Here is a 22,334-nt window from a genome sequence, read left to right on the forward strand (position 1 = left end):
CAACTCACGTCCTGGCGTGCGGCAGCTCGTCGCGCGCCATCGCCTGGCAGCCGGCCCGTTTCCGGCATGCCAAACAACGCAGTTCCAGGAGATTTACCATGAGCGCTCCAGTCAACTTCAACGGCAAGGTTCCGAAGATCGACCCTGCAGATACCGCCATGCTGCTGATCGATCACCAGAGCGGTCTGTTCCAGACCGTGGGCGACATGCCCATGCCAGAGTTGCGCGCACGCGCCGCGGCACTGGCCAAGATGGCCACCTTGTCCAAACTCCCCGTCATCACCACGGCGTCGGTGCCGCAAGGGCCCAATGGCCCGCTGATTCCGGAGATCCACGAGAACGCGCCCCACGCACGCTACGTCGCACGCAAGGGCGAGATCAATGCCTGGGACAACCCGGAGTTCGTCGCGGCGGTCCGGGAGACCGGCCGCAAGTCGCTGATCATTGCCGGCACGATCACCAGTGTCTGCATGGCGTTCCCCTCCATCAGCGCGGTGGCGGATGGCTATCGGGTCTTTGCCGTGGTAGATGCTTCCGGCACTTACTCGAAGATGGCGCAGGAAATCACGCTGGCCCGAGTCGTGCAGGCGGGGGTGGTGCCGATGGATACCGCCGCGGTCGCCTCCGAGTTGCAGCAGACCTGGAACCGGCCGGACGCGCAGGAATGGGCGGATGTGTATACCCGGATCTTTCCCGCCTATCAGTTGCTGATCGAGAGTTACGCGAAGGCGCAGGACGTCGTGACTCATCACGAGACGCTCGACTCGCAACGCTGATCAAAAGATCCTTCCCTAGGAGTTAATGATGACCAAGACCTACAAGCGACTGGACAAGAACGACGTCGCCGTCCTGATGGTGGATCACCAGGCTGGATTGCTTTCTCTGGTGCGGGACATTGAGCCGGACAAGTTCAAGAACAACGTGCTGGCACTGGCTGACCTGGCCAAGTACTTCAAGCTTCCCACGGTACTGACCACCAGTTTCGAAGACGGTCCGAATGGACCGCTGGTGCCGGAACTGAAGGCAATCTTTCCGCAGGCGCCGTTTATTCCCCGGCCCGGCCAGATCAATGCGTGGGACAACGAGGATTTCGTCAAGGCGGTCAAGGCCACGGGCAAGAAGCAGCTGCTGATCGCCGGCGTGGTGACCGAGGTCTGCGTTGCGTTTCCCGCACTGTCGGCCATCGCCGAGGGCTTTGACGTGTTCGTGGTGACCGACGCATCCGGTACGTTCAATGAGGTAACGCGCCATTCCGCATGGAACCGCATGGCCGAAGCCGGTGCGCAACTGATGACCTGGTTCGGCGTGGCATGCGAGCTGCATCGCGACTGGCGTAACGATATCGAAGGGCTCGGTACGCTGTTCTCGAACCATATCCCGGACTACCGCAACCTGATAACGGCCTACACGATGGCGAAGGCCGCCAAGTAGACCCCGCCAATCGTTCTGCGACTGGCGATCTGCGTCGGGAACGGGGCTTTGCCCTCGTTCCCGGCGATCGTCCGCTGCGGGACGCCGCTACTGTCGTGCCGAGCGTGCCGCGGTACGCCAACCGCGTCGAAGATGGCCTGCCCCTCTGCAATGCTTCCTGCACCTCTCACCGTCCTCATCGGCAAGTCGCGCCGATTCCCGGTCAGGAAGGCCGCTAGCTGCATTGCACCGCTGTCGGTTGTTTGCCTTGCCATGTTGACAGGCAGCAGCGATGCGCTCGCGCAATCGCCGCCGACATCGGCTGGCAGCGCGCCACCGTACAAGCTCCTGCGCTATGACGAGGACTACAGCTACCTGGAGGACACCTCGAAGAGGCAGGATGCCTCGGATCGCATCAAGCATATTCCGGCAGGCCCGCATGGGTGGTTCCTGAACCTTGGCGGGGAAGTCCGAGAGCGCTTCGAAGACTACTCGGCCGCCAATTTCGGCGTGCCCGGAAAATCGGCGGACAGCTACCTGCTGCATCGCATCCTCCTGCATGCCGATTTGCATGCAGGCGACTATCTGCGTGGATTCGTCCAACTCGGCAATCAGCTGGCCCCTGGAAAGACTGCCGCGGCGCCCCCATACCTCGATCGCGTCGACGTGCAGCAAGCCTTCCTTGACGTGCGGATGCCGCTGAACGACGCCGCCGGCGCCGATCCCGTCTTGCGATTGGGTCGCCAGGAAATGGCATTCGGATCGCAGAGAGTAGTTTCGATCCGGGATGCGCCTAACGTTCGCCGCGCGTTCGAGGGCGCTCGCCTGAGCGGCACCGTCGATCAGGTTCGCCTGGACGCATTCGCCACGCGCCCGGTCCTCCTGAAATCGGGGAACTTCGATGACCGGCCCAACCAATCCCAAGGATTCTGGGGCCTCTACGCCACCTTGCCGCGAAGCATCATCCCCGCTTCCGGCATGGACCTCTATTACCTGGGATTCGAGAACAGTCACGCACTCTTTGGCGCCAGCAGCGGTGTCGAGAGACGCCACTCGATTGGAACCCGCGTCTTTGGCCTGGCGGCCGGCTTCGACTGGGACTGGGAGACCCTGGTGCAATTCGGCAGCTTCGGACCACAGGCCATCCGGGCATGGGGATTCTCAACGGATACTGGCTATACGCTCCCCAGCTCAGACTGGAAGATCCGCGGCGGCTTCAAGGCCACCGCCGGCAGTGGCGACAAGGATCCCCATGACGGCACGGTCGGCACCTACAACGGGCTGTTCCCGAAACTGGCCTACTTCAATCAGGCAGGCCTCATTGGGGCTTCGAATGTGATTGACATCCAACCTTCGCTGACCTTGCATCCCGCTGCAAGCGTAAGGCTGACGCTAGCCTGCGACTTCATCTGGCGAGAGACCACCAACGACGCTGTCTACACATCTGTCGGCATACCCGTTGCAGGCACTGCGGGACAGCCGGGCAAGTACAGCAGCAGCCAGATTTCACTGGATATCTTCTGGCAGGCAAGCCGTCACGTCGCGGTCAACGCTGGCGTCGTCTACGTCGACGAGAGCAAGTTGCTGCGGGCCGTCGGCGGGCACAACACCAGTTTTATCTATCTGGCTGCCGGCTATACGTTCTGACGTGAGCCCAATCCGCGTCTTTCCAACTACCGGAGGCGCACCGCCCCTGGCGATTCACTGAGCCTGGTGAGCATCCTCGTTTGCAGGTGCCGGCGCCCCGCCTCGCCCCTCATGGTCCCTCGCGGCCGCCTTCGACTGCGCCCGGCGTTGAAGATGTGAGATGAAACTCTCCGCCACTTCCGACAGTGGCTCGTTCTTGCGGGTCAGCATGCCGAACGCCTGCAAGTCCAGCCCGATGACGATCGGCAGCGTGACCAGCAGGCTCGCCCTGACGTGATCCCGCACGACCGACTCCGGCAACATCGCGACGGCGTCACCGGACTGCAGGAGCTGCAAGGTTGCAAAAATCGAAGAGCACTCGATCACGTCTTCCGGCGTCGACACGTGCGCCTGCGCGAACTGCCCTTCCAGCATCAGGCGCGCCGGGCTGGTCAGCGTCTGCAGCACCCACGGCCAGCGCACCAGCTCTTCCCAATCCAGTTGCTCCCTCTGCGCGAGCGGATGCCCATTGCGTACGACGATGCGTAGCGGTTCGTCGGACAGCGCCGAGAAATCGAACTTGTTGTGGTCCAGCGGACCGGTGAATCGGCCCACGGCGAGTTCGATCTCGTGCCGCTCCAGCAGAACGCCAATCTGGTCGCTGGTCTCGCCAAGGATTCGCACATTCAACCGGGGCCGTTCGCGCTTGATATCCGCCACCGCTGCGGCGACGAGATCCGGGGCCGCCCCCATGATCGCGCCGAAAACGAGCTGGCCATGGCCGCCCCGCCGCTTGGTGTCGAGATCCTCGAGAAAGCGGGTAAGGCCAGCCTGCGTTTGCCGCGCGTACGTCACGACTTCCTGCCCGAGCGGCGTCGCCCGCATGCCGCGCGCGTGACGCTCGAAAATGGGGAAGCCAAAGGCTTGCTCGATATCGGCCAGCATCTTCGTGGCGGAAGGCTGGGTCACATTGATGAGCGCTGCAGCCTGATTCAGCGTCGGCGTGTCGCTTAACGCACTCAGCAAAGCCCAGTGCTTGAGCTTGAGACGGTTCACCAAACGCGGCGTCAGCGACATTTCCAGCCCTCTTCCTATTCCAAAATGGAATTGCTTCCTCGTAAATTTCGATTGGAATGATATAGCGCGCCCGCATACAGTTCAACGCATTCCACACAAACAAGACAGGAGACACGATGAAGCTGATCCGCTATGGCGCCGCAGGGCAGGAACGGCCAGGGATGGTCGATGCCGAGGGCCGCATCCGCGATCTTTCCGCCCATATCCCCGATGTCACGGGCGACACCCTCTCCCCGGCATCGGTGGCACGCCTGGCCGCCATCGATCCGGCGACGCTCCCGCTGGTGGAAGGCTCGCCCCGCATCGGCGCCTGCGTTGGCGCGGTGGGCAAGATGATCTGCGTGGGCCTGAACTATTCCGACCATGCGGCGGAATCCAATATGGCGATACCGACCGAGCCGGTGCTGTTCATGAAAGCCACCAGCGCGATCGTCGGCCCCAATGACGACGTCGAAATCCCGCCCCGCGCCGAGAAGGTCGACTGGGAAGTGGAACTCGGCGTGGTGATCGGAAAGACCGCACGCTACGTGTCGAAGGCCGATGCGCTGGACCACGTGGCCGGCTATTGCATCGTGAACGATGTTTCGGAGCGCGCCTACCAGCTCGAACGCGGTGGCCAGTGGGACAAGGGCAAGGGTTGCGACACCTTCGGCCCGCTGGGCCCGTGGCTGGTGACCCGGGACGAAGTCCCCGACGCGCAGGCGCTCGCACTCTGGCTCGAGGTAGACGGCAAGCGCTACCAGAACGGCAACACCAGCACGATGATCTTCGACGTGCCGACGCTGGTGTCCTATATCAGCCAGTTCATGAGCCTGCAGCCGGGCGATGTGATCTCCACCGGCACGCCGCCGGGCGTGGGTCTCGGCCAGAAGCCGCATCCGGTCTATCTGGGCGTGGGCCAGGTCATGCGCCTCGGCATCACCGGGCTCGGTGAGCAGCGCCAGCGCACCGTGCCGGCCAACGTGGAGGCCGCACAATGAACCAGCTCGACATGAAAGGTCGCGTGGCCATCGTCACCGGCGGCTCACAGGGCATCGGATACGCCGTCGCGGAACGCATGCTCAGGTCGGGCGCCGAGGTGGAGCTGTGGGATATCAACGAGGTCCAGCTCGCCACGGCGCGCAGCGCCCTGGCCGACTTTGGCAAGGTCACCACCGAAGTGGTGGAACTGACCGACGAAGCTTCCGTTGACGCCGCCACCAAAGCGACGTTGAGCAAGCTCGGCCACATCGATGTGCTGGTCAACAGCGCCGGCATCACGGGCGGCAACGGCACGACGTGGGAACTGGAACCCGACGTGTGGCGCCGCGTGATCGAGGTGAACCTGATCGGCAGCTACCTGACGTGCCGCGCCGTCGTGCCCAAGATGATCAAACAGGCCTACGGGCGCATCGTCAACATCGCGTCCGTCGCCGGCAAGGAGGGCAACCCCAACGCCTCGCACTACAGCGCTTCCAAGGCTGGCCTGATCGGGCTGACCAAGTCGCTCGGCAAGGAGCTGGCCAAGAGCGGCGTGCTGGTCAACGCGGTGACGCCCGCCGCCGCCAGGACGCCGATCTTCAACTCGATGAAAGCCGAGCACATCGAGTTCATGCTGTCCAAGATCCCCATGGGGCGCTTCCTCGAGGTGGATGAGGCGGCCTCGATGATCACCTGGCTAGGCACCGAAGATTGCGCGTTCAGCACCGGCGCCGTATTCGATCTCTCAGGCGGGCGCGCCACGTACTGAGCTACGTACTAGGGCAACACACTGAGCCTGGACGCAGGCCTGCATCAGACAGGCCGCGATGCCACGGACCCGACATCATAAAAAGGGCGCGCCCGCCTGCAAGGCCCGCGCGCCCCGGAGACACCCATCATGAATGCCCATCGCCCGACCCTTGAGTCGGTGACCGCCAAGGCGATCGTACGCCTGGTGCCTTTTCTGCTGTTGATGTACGTGCTTGCCTTTCTGGACCGCGCCAACGTGGGCTTCGCAAAGAAGGCGTTCCAGCTCGACACCGGCATCTCCGATGCCATGTTTGCGCTCGGCGCCGGTGTGTTCTTCCTGGGCTACGCGTTGCTCGAAGTGCCGAGCAATCTGATCCTGCACCGCGTGGGCGCCCGCATCTGGATGTGCCGCATCATGGTGACGTGGGGCATGGTTTCCGCAGCCCTGATGTTCGTCCACGGCGAAATCGCCTTCTATGTGCTGCGCTTCCTGCTGGGGGTTGCGGAGGCGGGATTCTTCCCCGGCGTCATCTACTTCCTGACCAAGTGGTTTCCGGCGAGCGCACGCACCCGCGTGATGGGGATGTTCTACTTCGGCGCGCCCCTGGCATTCATCTTTGGCAGCCCCCTCTCCGGCATGCTGCTCGAACTCGACGGCTTGCTGGGCTTCAAGGGCTGGCAATGGCTTTTCATGGTCGAAGGGCTGCTGGCAAGCGTTGTGGGCGTGTGGGCGTACTGGTATCTCGACAATGCCCCGCGCGATGCGAAATGGCTCTCCCCCGCCGAGCGCGATGTCCTCGCTTCGGCCATTGAAAGCGAAGAGCACATCAAATCCTCGCACGGGCCAAGCACGGTACTGCGCGCGTTGGGCAATGGCCGGGTGCTGTTCCTGTCGCTCATCTACTTCCTGATTCAGGTCAGCGTGTACGGCGTGGTGTTCTACCTGCCGACGCAAGTGGCGGCGCTGCTGGGCAAGAAAGTCGGCTTCGAAGTCGGTCTGGTGACGGCGATCCCCTGGGTCTGTGCGCTCGCGGCGGCGTACTTCCTGCCCCGGATGGCCGAGCGGCACGGCCACCATGAGCGCATCGCGCTCGCCACGCTGGCCGTGGCCGCCGCCGGCATCGCGCTCTCCGTCAATACGGCATCTCCGGTCGTCGCACTGTTCGCCCTGTGCCTGGCGGCGGCTGGCTTCATCGGCGTGCAGCCGCTGTTCTGGACCTTCCCGACCAACTACCTCGGCGGTGCCGCGGCGGCCGGCGGCATCGCCCTGATCAATTCGCTCGGCGCGCTCGGCGGATTTGTCGCGCCGAACGTCAAGACGTGGGCGGAGCATGCCTTCGCATCGCCGAGTGCCGGACTGAACATTCTTGCCGTGACCACCGCGATCGGCGCACTGCTGTTCCTGAAACTCCGAAGCCCGGGTGCCGCCGCCCCGGTGGCGAATCCTGGAACGCACTCGGCCTGAACCCAGCCGGTTCGCCCCGAATATCTCCGACCCAACAATCCGAGCTTTCTGCAGGAGTCCCCAAGATGTCCATGCCTACCATCAAGCACGTTCGCGCTTTCACGCTGCGCGGCGCGGGCGCTGACTACCATGACCAGGGCGATGGCCACTGGATCGACGATCACATCGCCACGCCAATGTCGAAGTATCCCGAGTACCGGCAGAGCCGCCAGAGTTTCGGCATCAACGTCCTTGGCACGTTGGTGGTCGAGATCGAGGCGAGCGATGGCACCGTGGGCTTCTCGGTCACCACTGGCGGCGACCTTGGCTGCTGGATTGTCGAGAAGCACCTCGCCCGCTTCATCGAGGGCCAGAAGGTCACGGACATCGAGAAGATCTGGGACCAGATGTTCAACGCGACGCTCTACTACGGCCGCAAGGGCATCGTCCTCAACACCATCTCTGGCGTGGACCTTGCGCTGTGGGATCTGCTGGCCAAGGTCCGCAAGGAGCCCGTCCACGCGCTGCTGGGCGGTCCGGTGCGCGACGAGCTGCAGTTCTACATGACGGGCGCGCGGCCCGACTTCGCCAGAGAGCAGGGATTCATCGGCGGCAAGCTGCCGTTGCACCACGGCCCCGCGGAAGGCAAGGAAGGCCTGAGGAAAAACCTGGAGCTGCTCGCCGACATGCGCGCGAAATGCGGCCCGGATTTCTGGCTGATGTACGACTGCTGGATGAGCCTGGACGTCGACTATGCGACGCGTCTCGCGCAGGCCGCCTACAACGAGTTCGGGTTGAAATGGATCGAGGAAGCCTTGCCGCCCGACGACTACTGGGGCTACGCCGAGCTACGCCGCAATGTGCCGCGCGGCATGCTCGTGAGCACCGGGGAACATGAGGCAACGCGCTGGGGCTTTCGCATGCTGCTGGAGATGGAGTGCTGCGACATCCTGCAACCGGACGTCGGCTGGTGCGGCGGAATTACCGAGCTGATCAAGATCTCCGCACTGGCCGACGCGCGGGGCAAGCTGGTGGTCCCCCACGGCTCATCGGTCTACAGCTATCACTTCGTCATCACGCGCCACAACAGTCCATTTGCCGAATTCCTCAACATGTCGCCGGGCGCGGACGAGATCGTGCCGATGTTCCATCCTCAGCTGCTTGACGAGCCCGTACCGGTGAACGGGCGCATGAAGGCCTCCGCGCTGGATGCCCCCGGCTTCGGTGTGCGCCTCAACCCCGAACTGCCGTTGCACCGGCCGTTCACACGCTGAGGCGCCTCCGGACTGCCGGCGCCGGCCGGCTTTTACTGCCGATGAATCGCCAGCGGTCCGAACGACTGCGTGACCGGCATCAGTTCCACGAAGTTGATGTTGACGCGCGCGGGCAGCGTCGCGGCCCAGAACACCGTATCCGCGATATCGTCGGGCGTCAGGGCGTCGGCGCCTTCATAGACCTTCTCAACACGTGCCTGGTCGCCGCTGAATCGCACCGCCGAAAACTCGGTGCCGCCAACCAGACCCGGCGCCACATCGGTAACGCGTACGCGGGTGCCTTGCAGGTCGGCGCGCAGGTTCAGCGAGAACTGGCGCACGAATGCCTTGGTCGCGCCATACGCGTTGCCGCCCGGATAGGCGTAGGCGCCTGCGGTCGAGCCAATGTTGATCACATGGCCCCGGTTGCGCGTCACCATGCCCGGCAGGACGGCACGCGTCATGTACATCAGCCCCTTCACGTTGGTGTCGACCATCGTGTCCCAGTTGTCCAGGTCGGCGCTCTGTGCCGGTTCCAGCCCGAGTGCCAGGCCGGCGTTGTTGACCAGCAGGTCGATATCGGCGAAATCGGCCGGCAAGTTGGCCACGGCGGCGGCCACGGCATCGCGGTCGCGTACATCCAGGATCAGCGGCAACACCTTGTCGCGGCCAAGCTCGGCGGCCAGCGCTGCCAGGCGATCCTCGCGGCGCCCGGCCGCAATCACGCGATGGCCCGCATTGGCGAAACGTCGGGCAATGGCGGCGCCAAATCCTGAGGTGGCGCCGGTAACGAATACGATCATCTTGCTCTCCAACTGGGACAGGTTCGGCCAAGATACTACACCGTTGGTCTCGCGCCGGCTGATTCGGCGCCGCGCGACTAACGTCATGCCGAATCCTTCCTTTGCGCCGGCGCGCCCGCCCCCGACAATGAGCCACCGTCGGCAATGCGGGCGCTTGCGCGGGGCACGCAGGTCCCGCGCCGTCCGCTTCCGACTCATTTCCATTCGGGGACCATAACAATGAACAAGCGGGTGCGCGCCCTCATCGTGGCGCTTGGGGTTGGCATTGGCGTGATCGCAGGCATCGGATCGGCCTCGGCGCAAGGTGCGCCGGACAAGACGAAGATCAAGGTGGGCATCTCGGCCGGCAACCAGGAGCAGATCTTCGACCTGGTCCGGAAGGTGGCCGCCCGCGACGGCCTGACGATCGACGTGGTGGTGTTCAACGACTATCTGCAGCCCAACGAGGCGTTGGCATCCGGCGACCTCGACGCGAACGCCTTCCAGCACAAGCCATTCCTCGACAGCCAGATCAAGACGCGCGGCTACAAGATCGTGCCGGTTGGCCTGACGATCACTGCACCACTGGGGATCTACTCCAGGAAGTATCGCAGCGTCGATGAACTCCCGGAGGGCGCAAGGATCGGCATCCAGAACGATCCGTCGAACGGCAACCGGGCATTGCTGTTGCTGCAGAAGGCGGGCCTGATCAAGCTGAAGGCAGGGGTGGGCCAGAATGGTGTCAACGCGACGCCGCTCGATGTGGTGGAGAATCCGCGCAAGCTCAGGCTGGTGGAGCTCGACGCCGCCCAACTGCCGCGCGCGCTGCCCGACCTCGCGGCGGCATCGATCAACAATGACTATGCCTACCAGGCGGGACTGTCCTTGCAGAAGGACACCATCGCCATCGAGGATGCGCGCGGCCCGTATGCCAACCTGATTGCCACGCGCCCTCAGGACAAGGACAAGCCGTGGGTAGGCAGGCTCGTCAAGGCCTATCAATCCGACGAAGTGCGCAACTTCATCAATGCGCAGTTCAAGGGATCGATCATCCCGGCGTTCTGAGCCGTGSGCGGCGGCAACGCCCCCCCCGCGCCCGCATATCCAATGACGAAAAGATTTGTTCGTATCCGGCAGATCCATCCATAAGCTGACAGATCCGGGACATCGCTCCAGTGATTGCCGACATCGTGTCGACAGGCATGCCCGATTCACCTGTCTCTATCATGTCGCGCCGCAAACTGCTTTACACGCTGATTTCTCTTTCCGTTGCATCCGTGGCCACGCTGGCGACGCCGATCCTTGCCAACGCGCCGGCCAGGGCGTTTCCCGCCAAACCGGTTCGCATCATCGTGCCGGTTGCCGCAGGCGGCAGCGCCGACAAGCTGGCCAGAACGCTCGCGCAGAAACTCGGCGAGCGCTGGCACCAGACCGTGGTGGTCGAGAATGTAGCGGGCGCGAGTGGCACCATCGGCGCGGCACAGGTCGCGCGCGCCGCGCCCGATGGGCAGACACTGCTGCTCGGCGGAGAAGGCGTGACGCTGAACGCTTCGTTGTTCAAGCGCCTGCCCTATGACCCGAACCACGCCTTCCGCGGCGTGATCAAAGCGGTGGTCAGTCCGCAGGTCCTCGTCGTGCGTCCCGACCTGGGCGTGCGTACGTTCCAGGACTATCTCGCACTGACGCGCCGTCAACCCGGCGCGCTGGCGCTGGGGCTACCCGGCAACGGGGGCATCGCCCATGTCGCGCATGAAATGCTGGCGCGCCAGCTTGGCATCGAGGTCAACTACATCCCCTACCCCGGCGGCGGTCCTGCCACGCTCGACCTGCTTGGCGGCCATATCGACGCGACGCTGATCACGCTCGCGGCCGTCACGGACTATGTGCGCACCGGGCGGCTGACGGCATTGGCCGTCACCACGCCGTATCGATCGAAGGCGCTGCCACAGGTGCCGACCATGGCCGAAGCCGGTGCGCCGGGCTTTGCGGTGGAAAGCTGGCAGGGCCTGCTGGCGCCTGCGGCCACGCCGAGCGAGATCGTCGCGCAGATCAATCGCGATGTGGCGGCCGTGCTGGCCGAGCCCGCCACGCGCCAGCAGCTGGAAGAGGCCGGATTCGTGGTGGTGGCCTCGTCGGCGCAGGCGCTCGACGAGACGTTGTCGAAAGACCTGCCGCGCTACGCGGCGGTGATTGCGTCGGCCGGCATCAAGCTGAACTAGCCGCCTGGCGCGTCCGCCAACGCGCCGCCCCCACATATCCATATCCAAAAGCCTTCTTTGTCCGCGCAGCCTGCAGCCGCTAGCATCGGCTGACCTGCCCTCCTCTCATCGATTCCCATGAAGAACTCTTTTCCCTTGCGCGCCATTGCAGCATTCACCTTCACCGTTCTCGGCATGCAGTCGGCATGGGCGGACACCACGCTCGACAAGATCAGGCAGCGCGGCAAGGTATCGATCGGCGTGCTCGTCAATGGCGGGCCGTTCGGTTCGATCGATCCCGCCACGCAGCAGCTGGTGGGATGGAATCCTGAACTGGCGCGCGATCTTGCCAAACGGCTAGGTGTCGGGGCCGACCTCGTGCAGGTAAATCCGTCCAATCGCGTGCAGTTCCTGCAGCAAGGCAAGGTCGACCTGCTGATTGCATCGATGGAATACAACGCCGATCGTGGCGAGCTGCTGTCCTATGCACCGACTCCGTTCTATCGCGTGGGCGGCACAGCCGCCGTGCTGAAGACCAGCGGCATCCACCAGTGGGAGGACCTGCGCGGCAAGACGGTATGCGCATCGCAGGGCAGCAGCTTCGTGAAACCGCTGCAGGAACAATACGGCGCGCAGGTGCGCGGCTTCAAGACCGCTTCGGAATCGCTACTGGCGCTGCGCGGCGGCCAGTGCGTCGCCGCGGTGCATGACGCAACACTGATCCACCCATTGCTGCGCACCAATGCCGAGTGGGCGAACTACGCTGCACCGATTCCCACGGAAATCCTGCCCGCACCGTCCGTGGTCTGGGCGCGCAAGGGGGAGACGGACACCGTCGCGGCCGTGGACAAGGTCGTGCAGGAATGGCACCGCAGCGGCTGGCTCATCGGCACCGAAAAGCGGCTCGGCATCACGCCGCCGCAGCCGGTGCTGCCGGAGCTTCAGAAGCAGTTCAAACAGCAGGGCTGAGCGGTGACGATGAAGAGGCATTACCTGATAGCGGCCGCCCTGAGCGTGGGCGGCCTGGCGCTGGCCAACCTGGCGTGGGCCGACGCCACGCTCGACAAGATCAGGCAGCGCGGCAAGCTGTCGGTCGGCATCGACGGACCGAGTCCGCCATTCGGCATTCTCGATACTGCCACCGGCAAGACCGGTGGCTACCAGACCGAACTTGCGGCCGACCTTGCGCGGCGCCTCGGCGTGGAACTTGAAACGGTCCCGGTGACGGCGTCGACGCGCGTGCAGTTCCTGCAGGCTGGCAAGGTCGACCTGCTGGTCGCCAATATCCAGTGGACGCAGGAGCGCAGCGAGATCCTGAGCTTCACCCCAACGCCTTACGACCTGATAGGGGGCGCGGCCATGGTGTCCCGGCAGAGCGGCATCAGGCGCTGGGAAGATCTGCGCGGCAAGGTGGCGTGCGTATCGCAGGGCAGCAATTTCGCACGGCCTCTGGCCGAGCAATATGGCGCCATCGTCAAGGGTCTGCGCGGCATTCCGGAATCGCTGCTGGCCCTCAAGGGCGGTACCTGCGCGGCATCGGTACATATCCAGCCCGCGCTCCATCAGACGCTGCATGGGCCGAACAAGGCGGAATGGACCGCATTCGCGCTGGCCACCGAAGACCAGTTGATTCCGTCGCCAACGGTGGTCTGGACGCGGCGCGGCGAGCAGGACACGGTCGCCTTTGTCGACAAGGCCATTCGCGACTGGCATCGCTCGGGCTTCCTGCTCAACGTCGCACGCAAATTCGGCGTGCCCGACGGCGCCTACATCCGTCCGGCCGGCGAACGGGCGCGACAGGGAAAGTTCGACGTGGCACCGCAGGACTTCGCCGTCTATGCGGAAGCCCGCAAGTCATGAACCGCCTCGCACACAACCTCGCTCGTGGAGCCGTGGCAGCCACGCTGCCCGGCGCCGCGAACGGATGAGGCGGCCAAAGCCGGTATTCGATCCGCGCAACCTGCCCAATCCGGGCAAGGCCCTGCCGTCGAACCCATATTCGACCCCCAATCGGCAGCACCATGACCATTTCCATTTCCCAGCGTGCGCGCCGCGTACGACTGTCGCCGATTGCCGCAGCCGGCCAACGTGCCGCTGCCTTGTCCAGCCAGGGCCGGGACATCCTGACCCTGACGTCTGGCGAGCCTGAATTCGACACGCCGGCACCGATCAGGCAGGCCGCGATTGCGGCGATGGAGCGCGGCGAAACGCGCTACACCCCCACGCCCGGCACCTCCGCACTGCGCCGCGCGGTAGCCGAGCGCTTTGCCGCGGACCACGCGCTCGATGTCGCGCCGAACGAAGTGTTCATCGGCAATGGCGGCAAGCAGGTTATCTTCAGCGCTTTGGCCGCCACGCTTGATGCGGGCGACGAAGTCATCGTGCCCGCGCCGTACTGGTCGTCGTTTCCGGATATGGTGCGTGTCAACGACGGCACACCATTGATCGTCCCGTGCAACGAACAGGATGGCTTCAAGCTCGGTGCGGCGCAGCTGGAGGCGTCGATCACGGCACGCACGCGCTGGGTGGTTCTGAACAGCCCGTCCAATCCGACCGGCGCTGTCTACAGCGCCCACGAACTGACGGCACTGGCCGCCGTGCTGCGCCGGCATCCGCAGGTGCTGGTGCTGCTCGACGAAATCTACGATCAGATCCGCTTTGTGGCCGCAACTCTGCACTGGTTGCATCTCGCGCCGGACCTGCGCGCTCGCACGCTGATCGTCAATGGCGCGTCGAAGACCTATGCGATGACTGGCTCGCGCATTGGCTGGGGCATTGCCCCGGTGGAACTGGTGCAAGCCATGACTGCAATCCAGTCGCAGGTTTCATCGGGTGCGAACGCCATCGGGCAGGCCGCCACCGCTGCCGCCTTGCACGCCAACGACCAGAATTTCGTGCATGTCGCGCGCGAGGCCTACGCACGACGCGCGGCATTCGCCGTGGAGGCGATCAATGCCATCCCGGGCTTGCGACTGCTGCCGCCGCAGGGTGCGTTCTTCGCCTATGTCAACTGCGAGGGCCTGCTGGGGCGAATGCGTCCTGACGGCCGCACGCTCGGGAGCGATGGCGACGTCGTCGGCTGGCTGCTGGACACGGCAGGCGTTGCCGTGGTCGACGGCACGGCCTATGGCTTGTCACCGTACTTCAGGCTGTCGTTTGCAGTAGCCGACGCTGTATTGCAGGACGCGCTGCAGCGCATTGCGGCGGCGGTCCAGACGCTGCAACCTTCATCCGTGGAGGTATCGGCATGATGGACGGATGGCTGGCCGCTACCGTGGCGGCGGTGAAACCCTTGGGCCTGAACTACGCGTTCGTGCTCGATGCCACCGAGCGTTCCGCCTTTCTCCATGGATTGATCGTCACGCTGCAGCTCTGCGCGCTGACCATTCCATGCAGCCTGGTGGCCGGCGCCATCCTGGCGGCGCTGCTGACCTCGGGCAGGCGCTCCCTGGCCGCCACGGCTCGCGCCTTCGTGGAACTGACGCGCAACACCCCCACGCTGGTGCAGCTCTATTGCGGCTTCCTGGTGCTGAACACGCTGATCACGCAGCACCTGACCAGCCACGGCAGCAGCAATCCGCTCACGCCGTTCTTCTGGGTGGTGGCGGTGGTGTCGCTGCACAAGGCCGTGTTTCACGCGGAAGCGCTGCGCGCCGGCATCGAAGCGGTGCCACACGTCACGCTTGAAGCGGCGAGGTCGCTGGGCTTCTCGCGCAGGCAGTTGCTGCTGCAGGTTGAACTGCCGCTGGCCGTGCGCTTTGCGTTACCGGCACTGGTCAACAATCTGGTCGATCTGGTCAAGATGACGGCGGTGGCGTCGGCCATTGCCGTGGGCGACGTGACCTATGAATCGATCATGATCTGGACCCAGCGTGACAACGTGCTGGAACTACTGCTCCTGATCCTGGCCTTCTTCGGACTGCTGACCTGGATCGTCAGTCGCCTCGGCCGATGGCTGGAAACCCAACTGAGGATGCCCGGATATGGCCAGTAAACCTGTTGCCCTGCCGTGGCGGCAAGCGCCCCTGGTCGCCACCTTCTCCACCTATACGTTCCGCAATCCTTGGGCACTGGCCGCATTGTGCGTATGCGTCGTGATCGCGTTCTGGACTGCCACGGACAGTACGCCGCCCGCGTTCCGCAACCTGTGGACGTGGTCTCCGGCACTACTGCGCGGCATGTGGGCCAATATCGAGATCAGCATCCTGGCGATGGCGGTCGGCACGCTGGTCGGGTTGGTCATCGGCGCCCTGTCGCTGTCGGCACATGCCTGGGTGCGGCATGGCACCCGCCTGTGGGTCCAGGCGTTCCGCAACGCGCCGATCCTGGTGCTGGTGTACTTCACCACGTATGTGTTCCCGTTCGAATTGCACATCGCGCACTGGACCGTGCCGTTTCCGGACTGGATCAAGGTGGTGCTGGGGCTGGCGCTGCCGGCCAGTGCCAACGTCGCCGAGATCTTCCGTGGCGCCATCCAGTCGATACCGAGCGCCCAGTGGGAGGCCGCACAGTCGCTGGCCTTCCGACGCAGCCAGATCTTTCGGCTGATCGTGCTGCCGCAGTGCCTGCGGCGCATGTTGCCGCCTTGGATGAACCTCTACGCGAGCATCACCATGAGCACGTCGCTCGCGTCGCTGGTCGGCGTGCATGACGTGGTCGATACCGCCCAGGTGGCCAGCAACACCGTGGCACGCACCGACTTCACGGTGCTGGTCTATTTCACGCTGCTGGCCCTGTTCTTCGCCTATTGCTATCCGATTGCACGCGCTACCCGCGCGCTGGAGCGTCGCCATGACCGCCACTGATTCCTTCCTCCGCACCCACCAACCTGCGACGCCTGACGTACCGCTGGTCGAGCTTCACGACGTCCACCTCAGCTTCGGAGACAACGCCGTACTCAAGGGCATCGATGTCGAGGTATGCCGTGGCGAGGCCGTGACCATCATCGGACCGTCCGGCTCGGGCAAGAGCACAATCCTGCGGTGCATCACCGGCCTGCTGCGGCCGCAGCAGGGACGCCTCCGCGTGGGCGATACCGCGGTGGAGACGCTACGCACGGAAGATGAACTGATTGCGCTGCGCAAGCGGGTGGGCTTCGTGTTCCAGCAGTACAACCTGTTTCCACACCTGACCGTGCTGGAGAACCTGGTCATCGCCCCGACCCGCGTGATCGGACGCAGCCGCCGCGAAGCCGAACAAGAGGCGCATGCGTTGCTGGCCAAGGTCCGGCTCTCCGACAAGGCGGGTGCCTATCCCGGTGAACTGTCGGGCGGCCAGCAGCAGCGCGTCGCAATTGCCCGCGCGCTGGCCATGCGTCCGGAACTGATCCTCTTTGACGAAGTTACCTCCGCACTCGATCCGGAAACTGTCGGCGAAGTACTGACCGTGATCCGCGAGCTCGTGGAGGACGGCATGACCTGCGTGCTGGTGACGCACGAAATGCGCTTCGCCGCCGAGATCAGCGACCACATCTATTTCACCGAGGCCGGACGCATTGTCGAGCACGGGCCGCCCGAGCAGATCTTCGGCAATCCGGCGCACGAACGGACACGCGCCTTCCTGCGGCGAGCACTCGGCGCGATACCGCGCCTGCCCGCCGAATTCAACGCCGCATTCGTGCCCGCCCCTGAAGCGGCACGCGGCTGACAAAGGACAACCGATGAGCCAGGCTCCCACGGACGGCATCCATACACGACTGCTGCATGCCGGCGCCGCACGCCTGCAAGATGGCGCCGGCCCGGTCAACGTACCGGTGGTGCGCACCAGCACCGTACGCTTCAACAACGTCGAAACGCTGTCAGACCGGCACCACCGGCGCGCCGACGGCGAACGCATCGCCACCTACGGCCGGCATGGCCTGGACACGCACGAGGCGCTTGAGGAAGCGCTCTGCACGCTCGAAGGCGGACACCGCGCGTTCCTCGCGCCATCCGGTCTCTCGGCGATTTCGCTGGTGTTGCTGGCCTTGCTCGGTCCCGGGGATCATGCGCTGGTTTCGGACAGCGTCTACGCGCCGCTGCGTCGTGTCGACCAGACCCTGCTCAAGCGTCTCGGCGTCAACGTCGAGTATTTCTCGCCGGCGCATGACGATCTGGACGCGCTGATCCGGCCCGAAACCCGCCTGGTCTACCTGGAGTCGCCAAGCTCGCTGCTGTTCGAGGTGCTGGACCTGCCGGCGCTGACGGCAATCGCACGCGCGAAGGGCGTACCCGTGGCGGTCGACAACACATGGAGTGGCGGGTGGTTCCTGCAGCCGCTTCGGCTCGGCGCGAATATTTCGGTCCAGGCCGCCACCAAGTACATTGCCGGCCATTCCGATGTGATGCAGGGCGCCGTGATCGTCGACAGCCCGGCGCTGGCGCAACGCATCGGCACCGCACACGAAGCGCTGGGCCTGACCATCGGCGCGGACGACGCCTATCTGGCACTGCGTGGCCTGCGCACGCTGCCAGTGCGTCTGGCCCAGCATCAGCGCAACGCCACCCAGGTGGCCCAATGGTTGCAGCAGCATCCGCAGGTGGCCCGGACGTTCTACCCGGCACTGCCCGAAGATCCGGGCCATGCACGATGGAAGCGCGATTTCAGCGGCGCCAGCGGACTGGTGTCGTTTGCCTTGCATGGCAGCGATGACACCGCTGCGGGCCGCTTCGTCAATGCGTTGCGCCTGTTTTCGATCGGCGCTTCGTGGGGTGGCTATGAAAGCCTGGCGCTGGTGGCGCCGCCCGACCGGCTGAACGAATACCGAAGCTGGCAGGACCACGGCAAGCACGCGCCCGTGATCCGGCTGCACGTGGGGCTCGAGGACGCCGGCGACCTGATTGCCGACCTCAGGCAAGCGTTCCAGCGAACCATTGCCTGACACGATCGGGGCGCCACACGGCGCCCCTTTCCGTTTTGGCCTAGGCCTTCGTAATCAATCGAATGCCAATATCGCCTTCGCGTCCGAGCTGTTCCACCAGGCCGACTTCCCAGTCCAGGTATGCCTGAAAGCCCGCATCGCGCTGCGCAGCATCGGCGTGCTGATAGGGGCTGAACCAGTAGTCGTCGTCCCCAGTCAGCACCTTCCCTGATCCGTTGCCCAGCGGAAGGCCTGCCGCCGCCCATGCCTGCGTGCCGCCCGCGATGGCACGCACGTCGCGCCGGGTGCGCGCCGCGAGCTCCGCCGCCACGGTCCGAGCCAGCACCCCGTCCGACGACGTCACCAGCACCACGTGATCATTGGGGAGATCGGCGAGCAACGCCTCGAGCTTGTCAGGCACCGCGAAGTACGCGCCCGCAGCGTGGCGCTTTTCATATGCGGAGCGCCGCTCCACATCGAACAGTCTTGCCGCACCCGATTCGAGCAGCAACGAGGCTTGCCGGGCAGACACCGAGGCGGCGGGCAGCCGCGACGCCAGCACCCGGACCGGCTCCGGTCCAGTCACCAGCTCGGCGCCGGCGGGCGGTGCAAACACGAACACCTCGTGTCCGCCAAGCTGTGCCAGCCACGCGGCCGTGGTCAGTGCGCGCACGCCATCGAAATCGGCCAGCACGATACGCGCACGGCGCGTGGCCAGGTATTCGTCGGTCGCCTGAACCAGTTGCCCACCGGGCGCCCAGCGCCACTCTGGCAGATGGCCAGCCTCGTACTCCCCGCGTGTCCGCACGTCGAAGCGATAGAGCGTACGCGTGCCGGCTTCAGATTCCAGGCGCGCAAGCGCCACGGCATCGAGGCGGCGCACGCCGGCGCGCGATGCAACCCGCTCGGCGCGCGTACGTGCGTCGTCGAGTGTCGACGCGGAAGGCTCGGGCAGCGGCGTGACACGGCCATGCGACAACGTGCGCCCGGCCAGCAGCCACGCCATGGTGCCGTCCTTGAGCGAGGCCACTGGATTGGGTATGCCGGCATCGATCAGCGTCTGCGCGCCCACGATACTGCGTGTGCGGCCGGCGCAATTGACCACGACCAGCGTGTCGGGGTTCGGCGCCAGTTCCCCGATCCGGTAGACCAGCTCGGCGCCGGGCAGGCTATGTGCGAACGGCAGGCTGAAATCCGCGAATTCCTCGGTGGTGCGGCTATCCACGACGACGAGATCGTCGCCCCGCTCGATGCGTCGGTGGAGGTCGTCGGCGTCGATCCACGGCGTTCGCTTCTGATGCTCGATCACTTCACCGAACGCCTTGCCTGGCACATTGCTGCCGGAGAACAGCTCGTTGCCGCCCTCGATCCACGCCGCTACGCCGCCTTGCAGCACCGAGACATTGCGCCAGCCCAGGCGGACGAGTTTGGCGGCCGCGTCATGCGCGAGCTTGTCGCCGTCTTCTCCGCCATCGGTCAGCACGATACGCGTGTCGCGCCGCGGCACCAGCCGGTCGATCAGCAGCTCCAGGCGCCACAGTGGTGCCGACGCCGCGAGCAATTGATGGCCTCGCACGAAGACCCCGGTTTCACGCACGTCGAGCAGCGCAATCTCCTCGCCGTCGGCCAGTGCGGCACGCAGTGCGGCAACATCCACCGCTGGCGCGGCGATGTGCCTGGGCGGCCCGAATTGACGATACGCGCCGCCGTCCTTGCTCTCGAAAACAACGCGCCGGTGCAGGCGGTCCAGCGCAAGGCCATAGAAATGGAGATGCAGACCGCGCTCCTCGCCGATCAATTCAATCGTGTGGACGTCGGCCGGCAACAAGGTAACGGACGTGCCGGCCACCACATCGCGACGGCCGCTTTCGCGCAGCTTGTCGTGCGCGGGGTCGTCGGTGCGCTCGCGCGTGTAGAACACGTTGCGCTCGCGGCCGGAGACGCCGGCGATGATCGCCCAGGTGGTATGGTCATGCGGCGGCTGGCTCTTGCCGGGAAGGCCGGCCGATACATACAGCGCAAAGCCGCCGTCAAGGTCTTCGGCCAACCGGTACACCTGCGCCGGATGGGAGTCCGAAACCGGGAAATGGGCATGCGGAAACAGCTCGTGCTGCTGGCCCAAGGCCTCCAGCGCCTGCGCCACGGGCTGCAGGTGGTCGTGGGTGACCTCCCCTTCGTGGCGCAGCAGCCGCCTGGCTTTCAAGAGGAACGCGGCAACAGCGGCGTGGCGCCGGCTCGCGATATCGTTGACGGAGGATTCTGCGGCTTCCAGTTGGACTTGGGTCATGACATTGAACTCGCGGGTAGGCGCCGCGGCAAAGCGCGCGACAAGCCTCCGACTCTAGGGCATTCGCCGCAAACGCGGAACGAACAAAACCGCAGACGGTTATGCAAAGAGTTCAATGATCCGCGTCGACCGGGATCGCGCGGGAGCATGGGCACACGGCGGCGCCGTCATATCGACGGAGCGATTTCTTCGTTCCGCTTCGCGTGGCCGTGGCGTAGGGTTCCGGGGTCAACCATGCCGCAGGGACCCCACAGTGAACTCCGTATTTCCGTTCGAACACCGGGCATCATTCACGCCCAACGCCGTGCCCCGGCAGAAATTCTGGTTCGACCCGCTACCCCAGCGTCCCGGCGTGGAGGCAGAACGCAGGCACCGTCAGGAGCGTCTGGCCGGCGCGTTTCGAATCTTTGCGCACCAGGGCTTCGATCTCGGGCTCGCCGGACATATCACCGCGCGAGACCCCGAGTTTTCCGATCACTTCTGGGTCAATCCGCTCGGCGTGCACTTCTCGCGCATCCGCGTCTCCGACTTGTTACTCGTCAACGCCCGCGGCGAGACGGTGGTCGGTAGCCAGCCTCTGAACAAGGCCGCGTTCGCGATCCATGCGGCCATTCATGAAGCGCATCCCCATATCGTCGCGGCCGCGCATACGCATTCGACCTACGGCAAGGCGTGGTCCACGCTGGGTCGCAAGCTCGATCCGCTGACGCAGGATTCCTGCTCCTTCTTCGATGACCATGTGTTGTTCGATGACTTCACCGGCATGGTCGTCGATAGCTCGGAAGGCGATCGCATTGCGCGGGCGCTCGACAAGGGAGGCGGCCAGACGCACAAAGGTGCGATCCTGAAGAATCACGGCATCCTGACGGCGGGCCCCACCGTCGAAGCCACTGCATGGTGGTATATCGCGCTGGAAAACGCCGCGCACACGCAACTGCTTGCCGAGGCTGCCGGCACGCCGCAACCTATCGACGAGGCCACCGCGCGGCATACGCACGGCCAGGTGGGTGGCAACGAAGGCTCGTTGCACGCGTTCGAAAGCCTGTTCGCGGGATTGGTGGAAGCAGAGCCCGACCTGCTCGACTAGCCGATCAATGCGGCGCTCCGACGGGGCTGCCGCATCGCCATCATCAGAAGAAAGCCTGCCCAAGGCGCAGATGATGGATGAGCTCGAGGCTATGTTGCCCGTGAAACCAGAGGTCATCGGAAACAACCAGGGCAATCAGCCATGACGCTGCGACGATGAGAAGGTCGCAGCGCCCGCTGTTCCACCAGTTCAGGGAGTGGCGGCCGGCGATCCAGGGCACACCCAGCGGATTTGGCCAGTCGGCCAGCAGGTGCATGACGCCACCGCAGGCGAAGCCGAATGCCGGCGCCGCCAGCGTATGGGTTCCCAGTGCGCGGTATGCCCACACCAGGAGGCCGATCCAGGCGATGCCCCAGTGCGTCCAGGTCCGATGGGTAATCCACAGGCGGCGCGACTTTGACCACCAGGCCAACTCCAGCCAGTCGGGGGCGGTGCTGCCGAGCAGCGCCATCACGAAGCCAGCCGCGCTTGCCCAGTGCCACCCTCCACCACCGTGCTTCGCGATCACGGCGGCGGCGATGACGGCTGCCGCCCATCCGGTGGCGTGGTGTGCTTTGCTTGAGGCCATGATGGAGCTGCGCTGGTGAGCCGGTGGTCAATGAAGGGCCGCAATCTTGGCAGA

General features: G+C 64.9%; 21 protein-coding genes. 17 read left to right on the top strand and 4 right to left on the bottom strand.

Annotated features, from left to right (window positions below; genetic code table 11):
* Window positions 1-98 precede the first annotated feature (98 nt).
* From AC1DOX_RS02515 to AC1DOX_RS02525, 3 genes are all read left to right on the top strand, one after another.
* A complete protein-coding gene (locus tag AC1DOX_RS02515) occupies window positions 99-776 on the top strand; it encodes an isochorismatase family protein (RefSeq protein ID WP_441617777.1) in 678 nt (225 codons plus the stop codon).
* A gap of 28 nt (window positions 777-804) precedes the next feature.
* Entirely contained in the window at window positions 805-1,431 is a 627-nt protein-coding gene (gene ycaC / locus AC1DOX_RS02520) for an isochorismate family cysteine hydrolase YcaC (protein ID WP_092138008.1), read from the top strand.
* 132 nt (window positions 1,432-1,563) lie between these two features.
* Window positions 1,564-3,057 carry an alginate export family protein gene (locus AC1DOX_RS02525; RefSeq protein ID WP_441617779.1) on the top strand — a complete coding sequence of 498 codons (1,494 nt, stop codon included), beginning with the start codon at window positions 1,564-1,566 and terminating at the stop codon, window positions 3,055-3,057.
* A 54-nt stretch (window positions 3,058-3,111) separates the two neighbouring features.
* Here the strand turns inward: AC1DOX_RS02525 and AC1DOX_RS02530 are convergent, their stop codons facing one another.
* The gene (locus AC1DOX_RS02530; protein ID WP_441617781.1) at window positions 3,112-4,113 is read right to left on the bottom strand and encodes a LysR family transcriptional regulator; all 1,002 of its coding nucleotides are present in this window, start codon (window positions 4,111-4,113) and stop codon (window positions 3,112-3,114) included.
* A 116-nt stretch (window positions 4,114-4,229) separates the two neighbouring features.
* Here AC1DOX_RS02530 and AC1DOX_RS02535 point away from each other — a divergent pair, with 116 nt between their 5' ends.
* The 4 genes from AC1DOX_RS02535 to rhmD all read left to right on the top strand — a co-directional run bounded on the left by AC1DOX_RS02535 (window position 4,230) and on the right by rhmD (window position 8,541).
* Window positions 4,230-5,093, top strand: a complete 864-nt coding sequence (locus AC1DOX_RS02535; protein WP_441617783.1) for an ureidoglycolate lyase — start codon at window positions 4,230-4,232, stop codon at window positions 5,091-5,093.
* Window positions 5,090-5,842, top strand: a complete 753-nt coding sequence (locus tag AC1DOX_RS02540) for an SDR family NAD(P)-dependent oxidoreductase (RefSeq protein ID WP_441617785.1) — start codon at window positions 5,090-5,092, stop codon at window positions 5,840-5,842. The genes AC1DOX_RS02535 and AC1DOX_RS02540 overlap by 4 nt, the downstream gene beginning before the upstream one ends.
* Before the next feature lie 129 nt (window positions 5,843-5,971).
* A complete protein-coding gene (locus AC1DOX_RS02545; protein WP_441617787.1) occupies window positions 5,972-7,288 on the top strand; it encodes an MFS transporter in 1,317 nt (438 codons plus the stop codon).
* A gap of 65 nt (window positions 7,289-7,353) precedes the next feature.
* Window positions 7,354-8,541 (top strand): L-rhamnonate dehydratase, encoded by a 1,188-nt coding sequence (gene rhmD / locus AC1DOX_RS02550; protein WP_441617789.1) that lies wholly within the window; start codon window positions 7,354-7,356, stop codon window positions 8,539-8,541.
* A 32-nt stretch (window positions 8,542-8,573) separates the two neighbouring features.
* On the opposite strand, the gene ydfG is transcribed toward rhmD, so the two are convergent.
* Entirely contained in the window at window positions 8,574-9,323 is a 750-nt protein-coding gene (gene ydfG, locus AC1DOX_RS02555; RefSeq protein ID WP_441617791.1) for a bifunctional NADP-dependent 3-hydroxy acid dehydrogenase/3-hydroxypropionate dehydrogenase YdfG, read from the bottom strand.
* 219 nt (window positions 9,324-9,542) lie between these two features.
* Here ydfG and AC1DOX_RS02560 point away from each other — a divergent pair, with 219 nt between their 5' ends.
* The 9 genes from AC1DOX_RS02560 (at window position 9,543) to metC (ending at window position 18,359) form a co-directional block, all read left to right on the top strand.
* Window positions 9,543-10,367, top strand: coding sequence for a MetQ/NlpA family ABC transporter substrate-binding protein (locus tag AC1DOX_RS02560; protein WP_441617793.1), 825 nt, complete (start codon window positions 9,543-9,545; stop codon window positions 10,365-10,367).
* Between the two features lie 161 nt (window positions 10,368-10,528).
* Window positions 10,529-11,521, top strand: coding sequence for a tripartite tricarboxylate transporter substrate binding protein (locus AC1DOX_RS02565; protein WP_477112280.1), 993 nt, complete (start codon window positions 10,529-10,531; stop codon window positions 11,519-11,521).
* A gap of 174 nt (window positions 11,522-11,695) precedes the next feature.
* Entirely contained in the window at window positions 11,696-12,469 is a 774-nt protein-coding gene (locus AC1DOX_RS02570) for a transporter substrate-binding domain-containing protein (protein ID WP_441618046.1), read from the top strand.
* A gap of 9 nt (window positions 12,470-12,478) precedes the next feature.
* On the top strand, window positions 12,479-13,360 hold the full coding sequence (locus tag AC1DOX_RS02575; RefSeq protein WP_441617797.1) for a transporter substrate-binding domain-containing protein: 882 nt from the start codon (window positions 12,479-12,481) through the stop codon (window positions 13,358-13,360).
* Window positions 13,361-13,521: 161 nt separating this feature from the next.
* Window positions 13,522-14,751 carry an aminotransferase class I/II-fold pyridoxal phosphate-dependent enzyme gene (locus AC1DOX_RS02580; protein WP_441617799.1) on the top strand — a complete coding sequence of 410 codons (1,230 nt, stop codon included), beginning with the start codon at window positions 13,522-13,524 and terminating at the stop codon, window positions 14,749-14,751.
* Window positions 14,748-15,494 carry an amino acid ABC transporter permease gene (locus AC1DOX_RS02585; protein ID WP_441617801.1) on the top strand — a complete coding sequence of 249 codons (747 nt, stop codon included), beginning with the start codon at window positions 14,748-14,750 and terminating at the stop codon, window positions 15,492-15,494. Before AC1DOX_RS02580 ends, AC1DOX_RS02585 begins: the two co-directional genes overlap by 4 nt.
* Window positions 15,484-16,305, top strand: coding sequence for an amino acid ABC transporter permease (locus tag AC1DOX_RS02590; protein WP_441617803.1), 822 nt, complete (start codon window positions 15,484-15,486; stop codon window positions 16,303-16,305). Before AC1DOX_RS02585 ends, AC1DOX_RS02590 begins: the two co-directional genes overlap by 11 nt.
* Complete coding sequence (locus AC1DOX_RS02595) at window positions 16,292-17,146, top strand: amino acid ABC transporter ATP-binding protein (RefSeq protein WP_441617805.1); 855 nt, start codon at window positions 16,292-16,294, stop codon at window positions 17,144-17,146. Before AC1DOX_RS02590 ends, AC1DOX_RS02595 begins: the two co-directional genes overlap by 14 nt.
* A 13-nt stretch (window positions 17,147-17,159) precedes the next feature.
* Window positions 17,160-18,359 carry a cystathionine beta-lyase gene (metC, locus tag AC1DOX_RS02600; protein WP_441617807.1) on the top strand — a complete coding sequence of 400 codons (1,200 nt, stop codon included), beginning with the start codon at window positions 17,160-17,162 and terminating at the stop codon, window positions 18,357-18,359.
* Between the two features lie 40 nt (window positions 18,360-18,399).
* Here the strand turns inward: metC and AC1DOX_RS02605 are convergent, their stop codons facing one another.
* Window positions 18,400-20,625: a rhodanese-like domain-containing protein gene (locus tag AC1DOX_RS02605; RefSeq protein WP_441617809.1), complete on the bottom strand. Its 2,226-nt coding sequence runs from the start codon at window positions 20,623-20,625 to the stop codon at window positions 18,400-18,402.
* 253 nt (window positions 20,626-20,878) lie between these two features.
* Here AC1DOX_RS02605 and AC1DOX_RS02610 point away from each other — a divergent pair, with 253 nt between their 5' ends.
* Window positions 20,879-21,712, top strand: a complete 834-nt coding sequence (locus tag AC1DOX_RS02610) for a class II aldolase/adducin family protein (RefSeq protein ID WP_441617811.1) — start codon at window positions 20,879-20,881, stop codon at window positions 21,710-21,712.
* Between the two features lie 43 nt (window positions 21,713-21,755).
* On the opposite strand, the gene AC1DOX_RS02615 is transcribed toward AC1DOX_RS02610, so the two are convergent.
* Window positions 21,756-22,280, bottom strand: coding sequence for a metal-dependent hydrolase (locus AC1DOX_RS02615; RefSeq protein ID WP_441617813.1), 525 nt, complete (start codon window positions 22,278-22,280; stop codon window positions 21,756-21,758).
* Window positions 22,281-22,334: the final 54 nt, after the last annotated feature.

This window comes from Cupriavidus sp. 01L415 (assembly GCF_056400065.1).

Coding starts and splice junctions, on each gene's coding strand:
- AC1DOX_RS02515 (WP_441617777.1), top strand. CDS start 99: ATGAGCGCTCCAGTCAACTTCAACGGCAAGGTTCCGAAGATCGACCCT.
- ycaC (WP_092138008.1), top strand. CDS start 805: ATGACCAAGACCTACAAGCGACTGGACAAGAACGACGTCGCCGTCCTG.
- AC1DOX_RS02525 (WP_441617779.1), top strand. CDS start 1,564: ATGGCCTGCCCCTCTGCAATGCTTCCTGCACCTCTCACCGTCCTCATC.
- AC1DOX_RS02530 (WP_441617781.1), bottom strand. CDS start 4,113: ATGTCGCTGACGCCGCGTTTGGTGAACCGTCTCAAGCTCAAGCACTGG.
- AC1DOX_RS02535 (WP_441617783.1), top strand. CDS start 4,230: ATGAAGCTGATCCGCTATGGCGCCGCAGGGCAGGAACGGCCAGGGATG.
- AC1DOX_RS02540 (WP_441617785.1), top strand. CDS start 5,090: ATGAACCAGCTCGACATGAAAGGTCGCGTGGCCATCGTCACCGGCGGC.
- AC1DOX_RS02545 (WP_441617787.1), top strand. CDS start 5,972: ATGAATGCCCATCGCCCGACCCTTGAGTCGGTGACCGCCAAGGCGATC.
- rhmD (WP_441617789.1), top strand. CDS start 7,354: ATGTCCATGCCTACCATCAAGCACGTTCGCGCTTTCACGCTGCGCGGC.
- ydfG (WP_441617791.1), bottom strand. CDS start 9,323: ATGATCGTATTCGTTACCGGCGCCACCTCAGGATTTGGCGCCGCCATT.
- AC1DOX_RS02560 (WP_441617793.1), top strand. CDS start 9,543: ATGAACAAGCGGGTGCGCGCCCTCATCGTGGCGCTTGGGGTTGGCATT.
- AC1DOX_RS02565 (WP_477112280.1), top strand. CDS start 10,529: ATGTCGCGCCGCAAACTGCTTTACACGCTGATTTCTCTTTCCGTTGCA.
- AC1DOX_RS02570 (WP_441618046.1), top strand. CDS start 11,696: ATGCAGTCGGCATGGGCGGACACCACGCTCGACAAGATCAGGCAGCGC.
- AC1DOX_RS02575 (WP_441617797.1), top strand. CDS start 12,479: ATGAAGAGGCATTACCTGATAGCGGCCGCCCTGAGCGTGGGCGGCCTG.
- AC1DOX_RS02580 (WP_441617799.1), top strand. CDS start 13,522: ATGACCATTTCCATTTCCCAGCGTGCGCGCCGCGTACGACTGTCGCCG.
- AC1DOX_RS02585 (WP_441617801.1), top strand. CDS start 14,748: ATGATGGACGGATGGCTGGCCGCTACCGTGGCGGCGGTGAAACCCTTG.
- AC1DOX_RS02590 (WP_441617803.1), top strand. CDS start 15,484: ATGGCCAGTAAACCTGTTGCCCTGCCGTGGCGGCAAGCGCCCCTGGTC.
- AC1DOX_RS02595 (WP_441617805.1), top strand. CDS start 16,292: ATGACCGCCACTGATTCCTTCCTCCGCACCCACCAACCTGCGACGCCT.
- metC (WP_441617807.1), top strand. CDS start 17,160: ATGAGCCAGGCTCCCACGGACGGCATCCATACACGACTGCTGCATGCC.
- AC1DOX_RS02605 (WP_441617809.1), bottom strand. CDS start 20,625: ATGACCCAAGTCCAACTGGAAGCCGCAGAATCCTCCGTCAACGATATC.
- AC1DOX_RS02615 (WP_441617813.1), bottom strand. CDS start 22,280: ATGGCCTCAAGCAAAGCACACCACGCCACCGGATGGGCGGCAGCCGTC.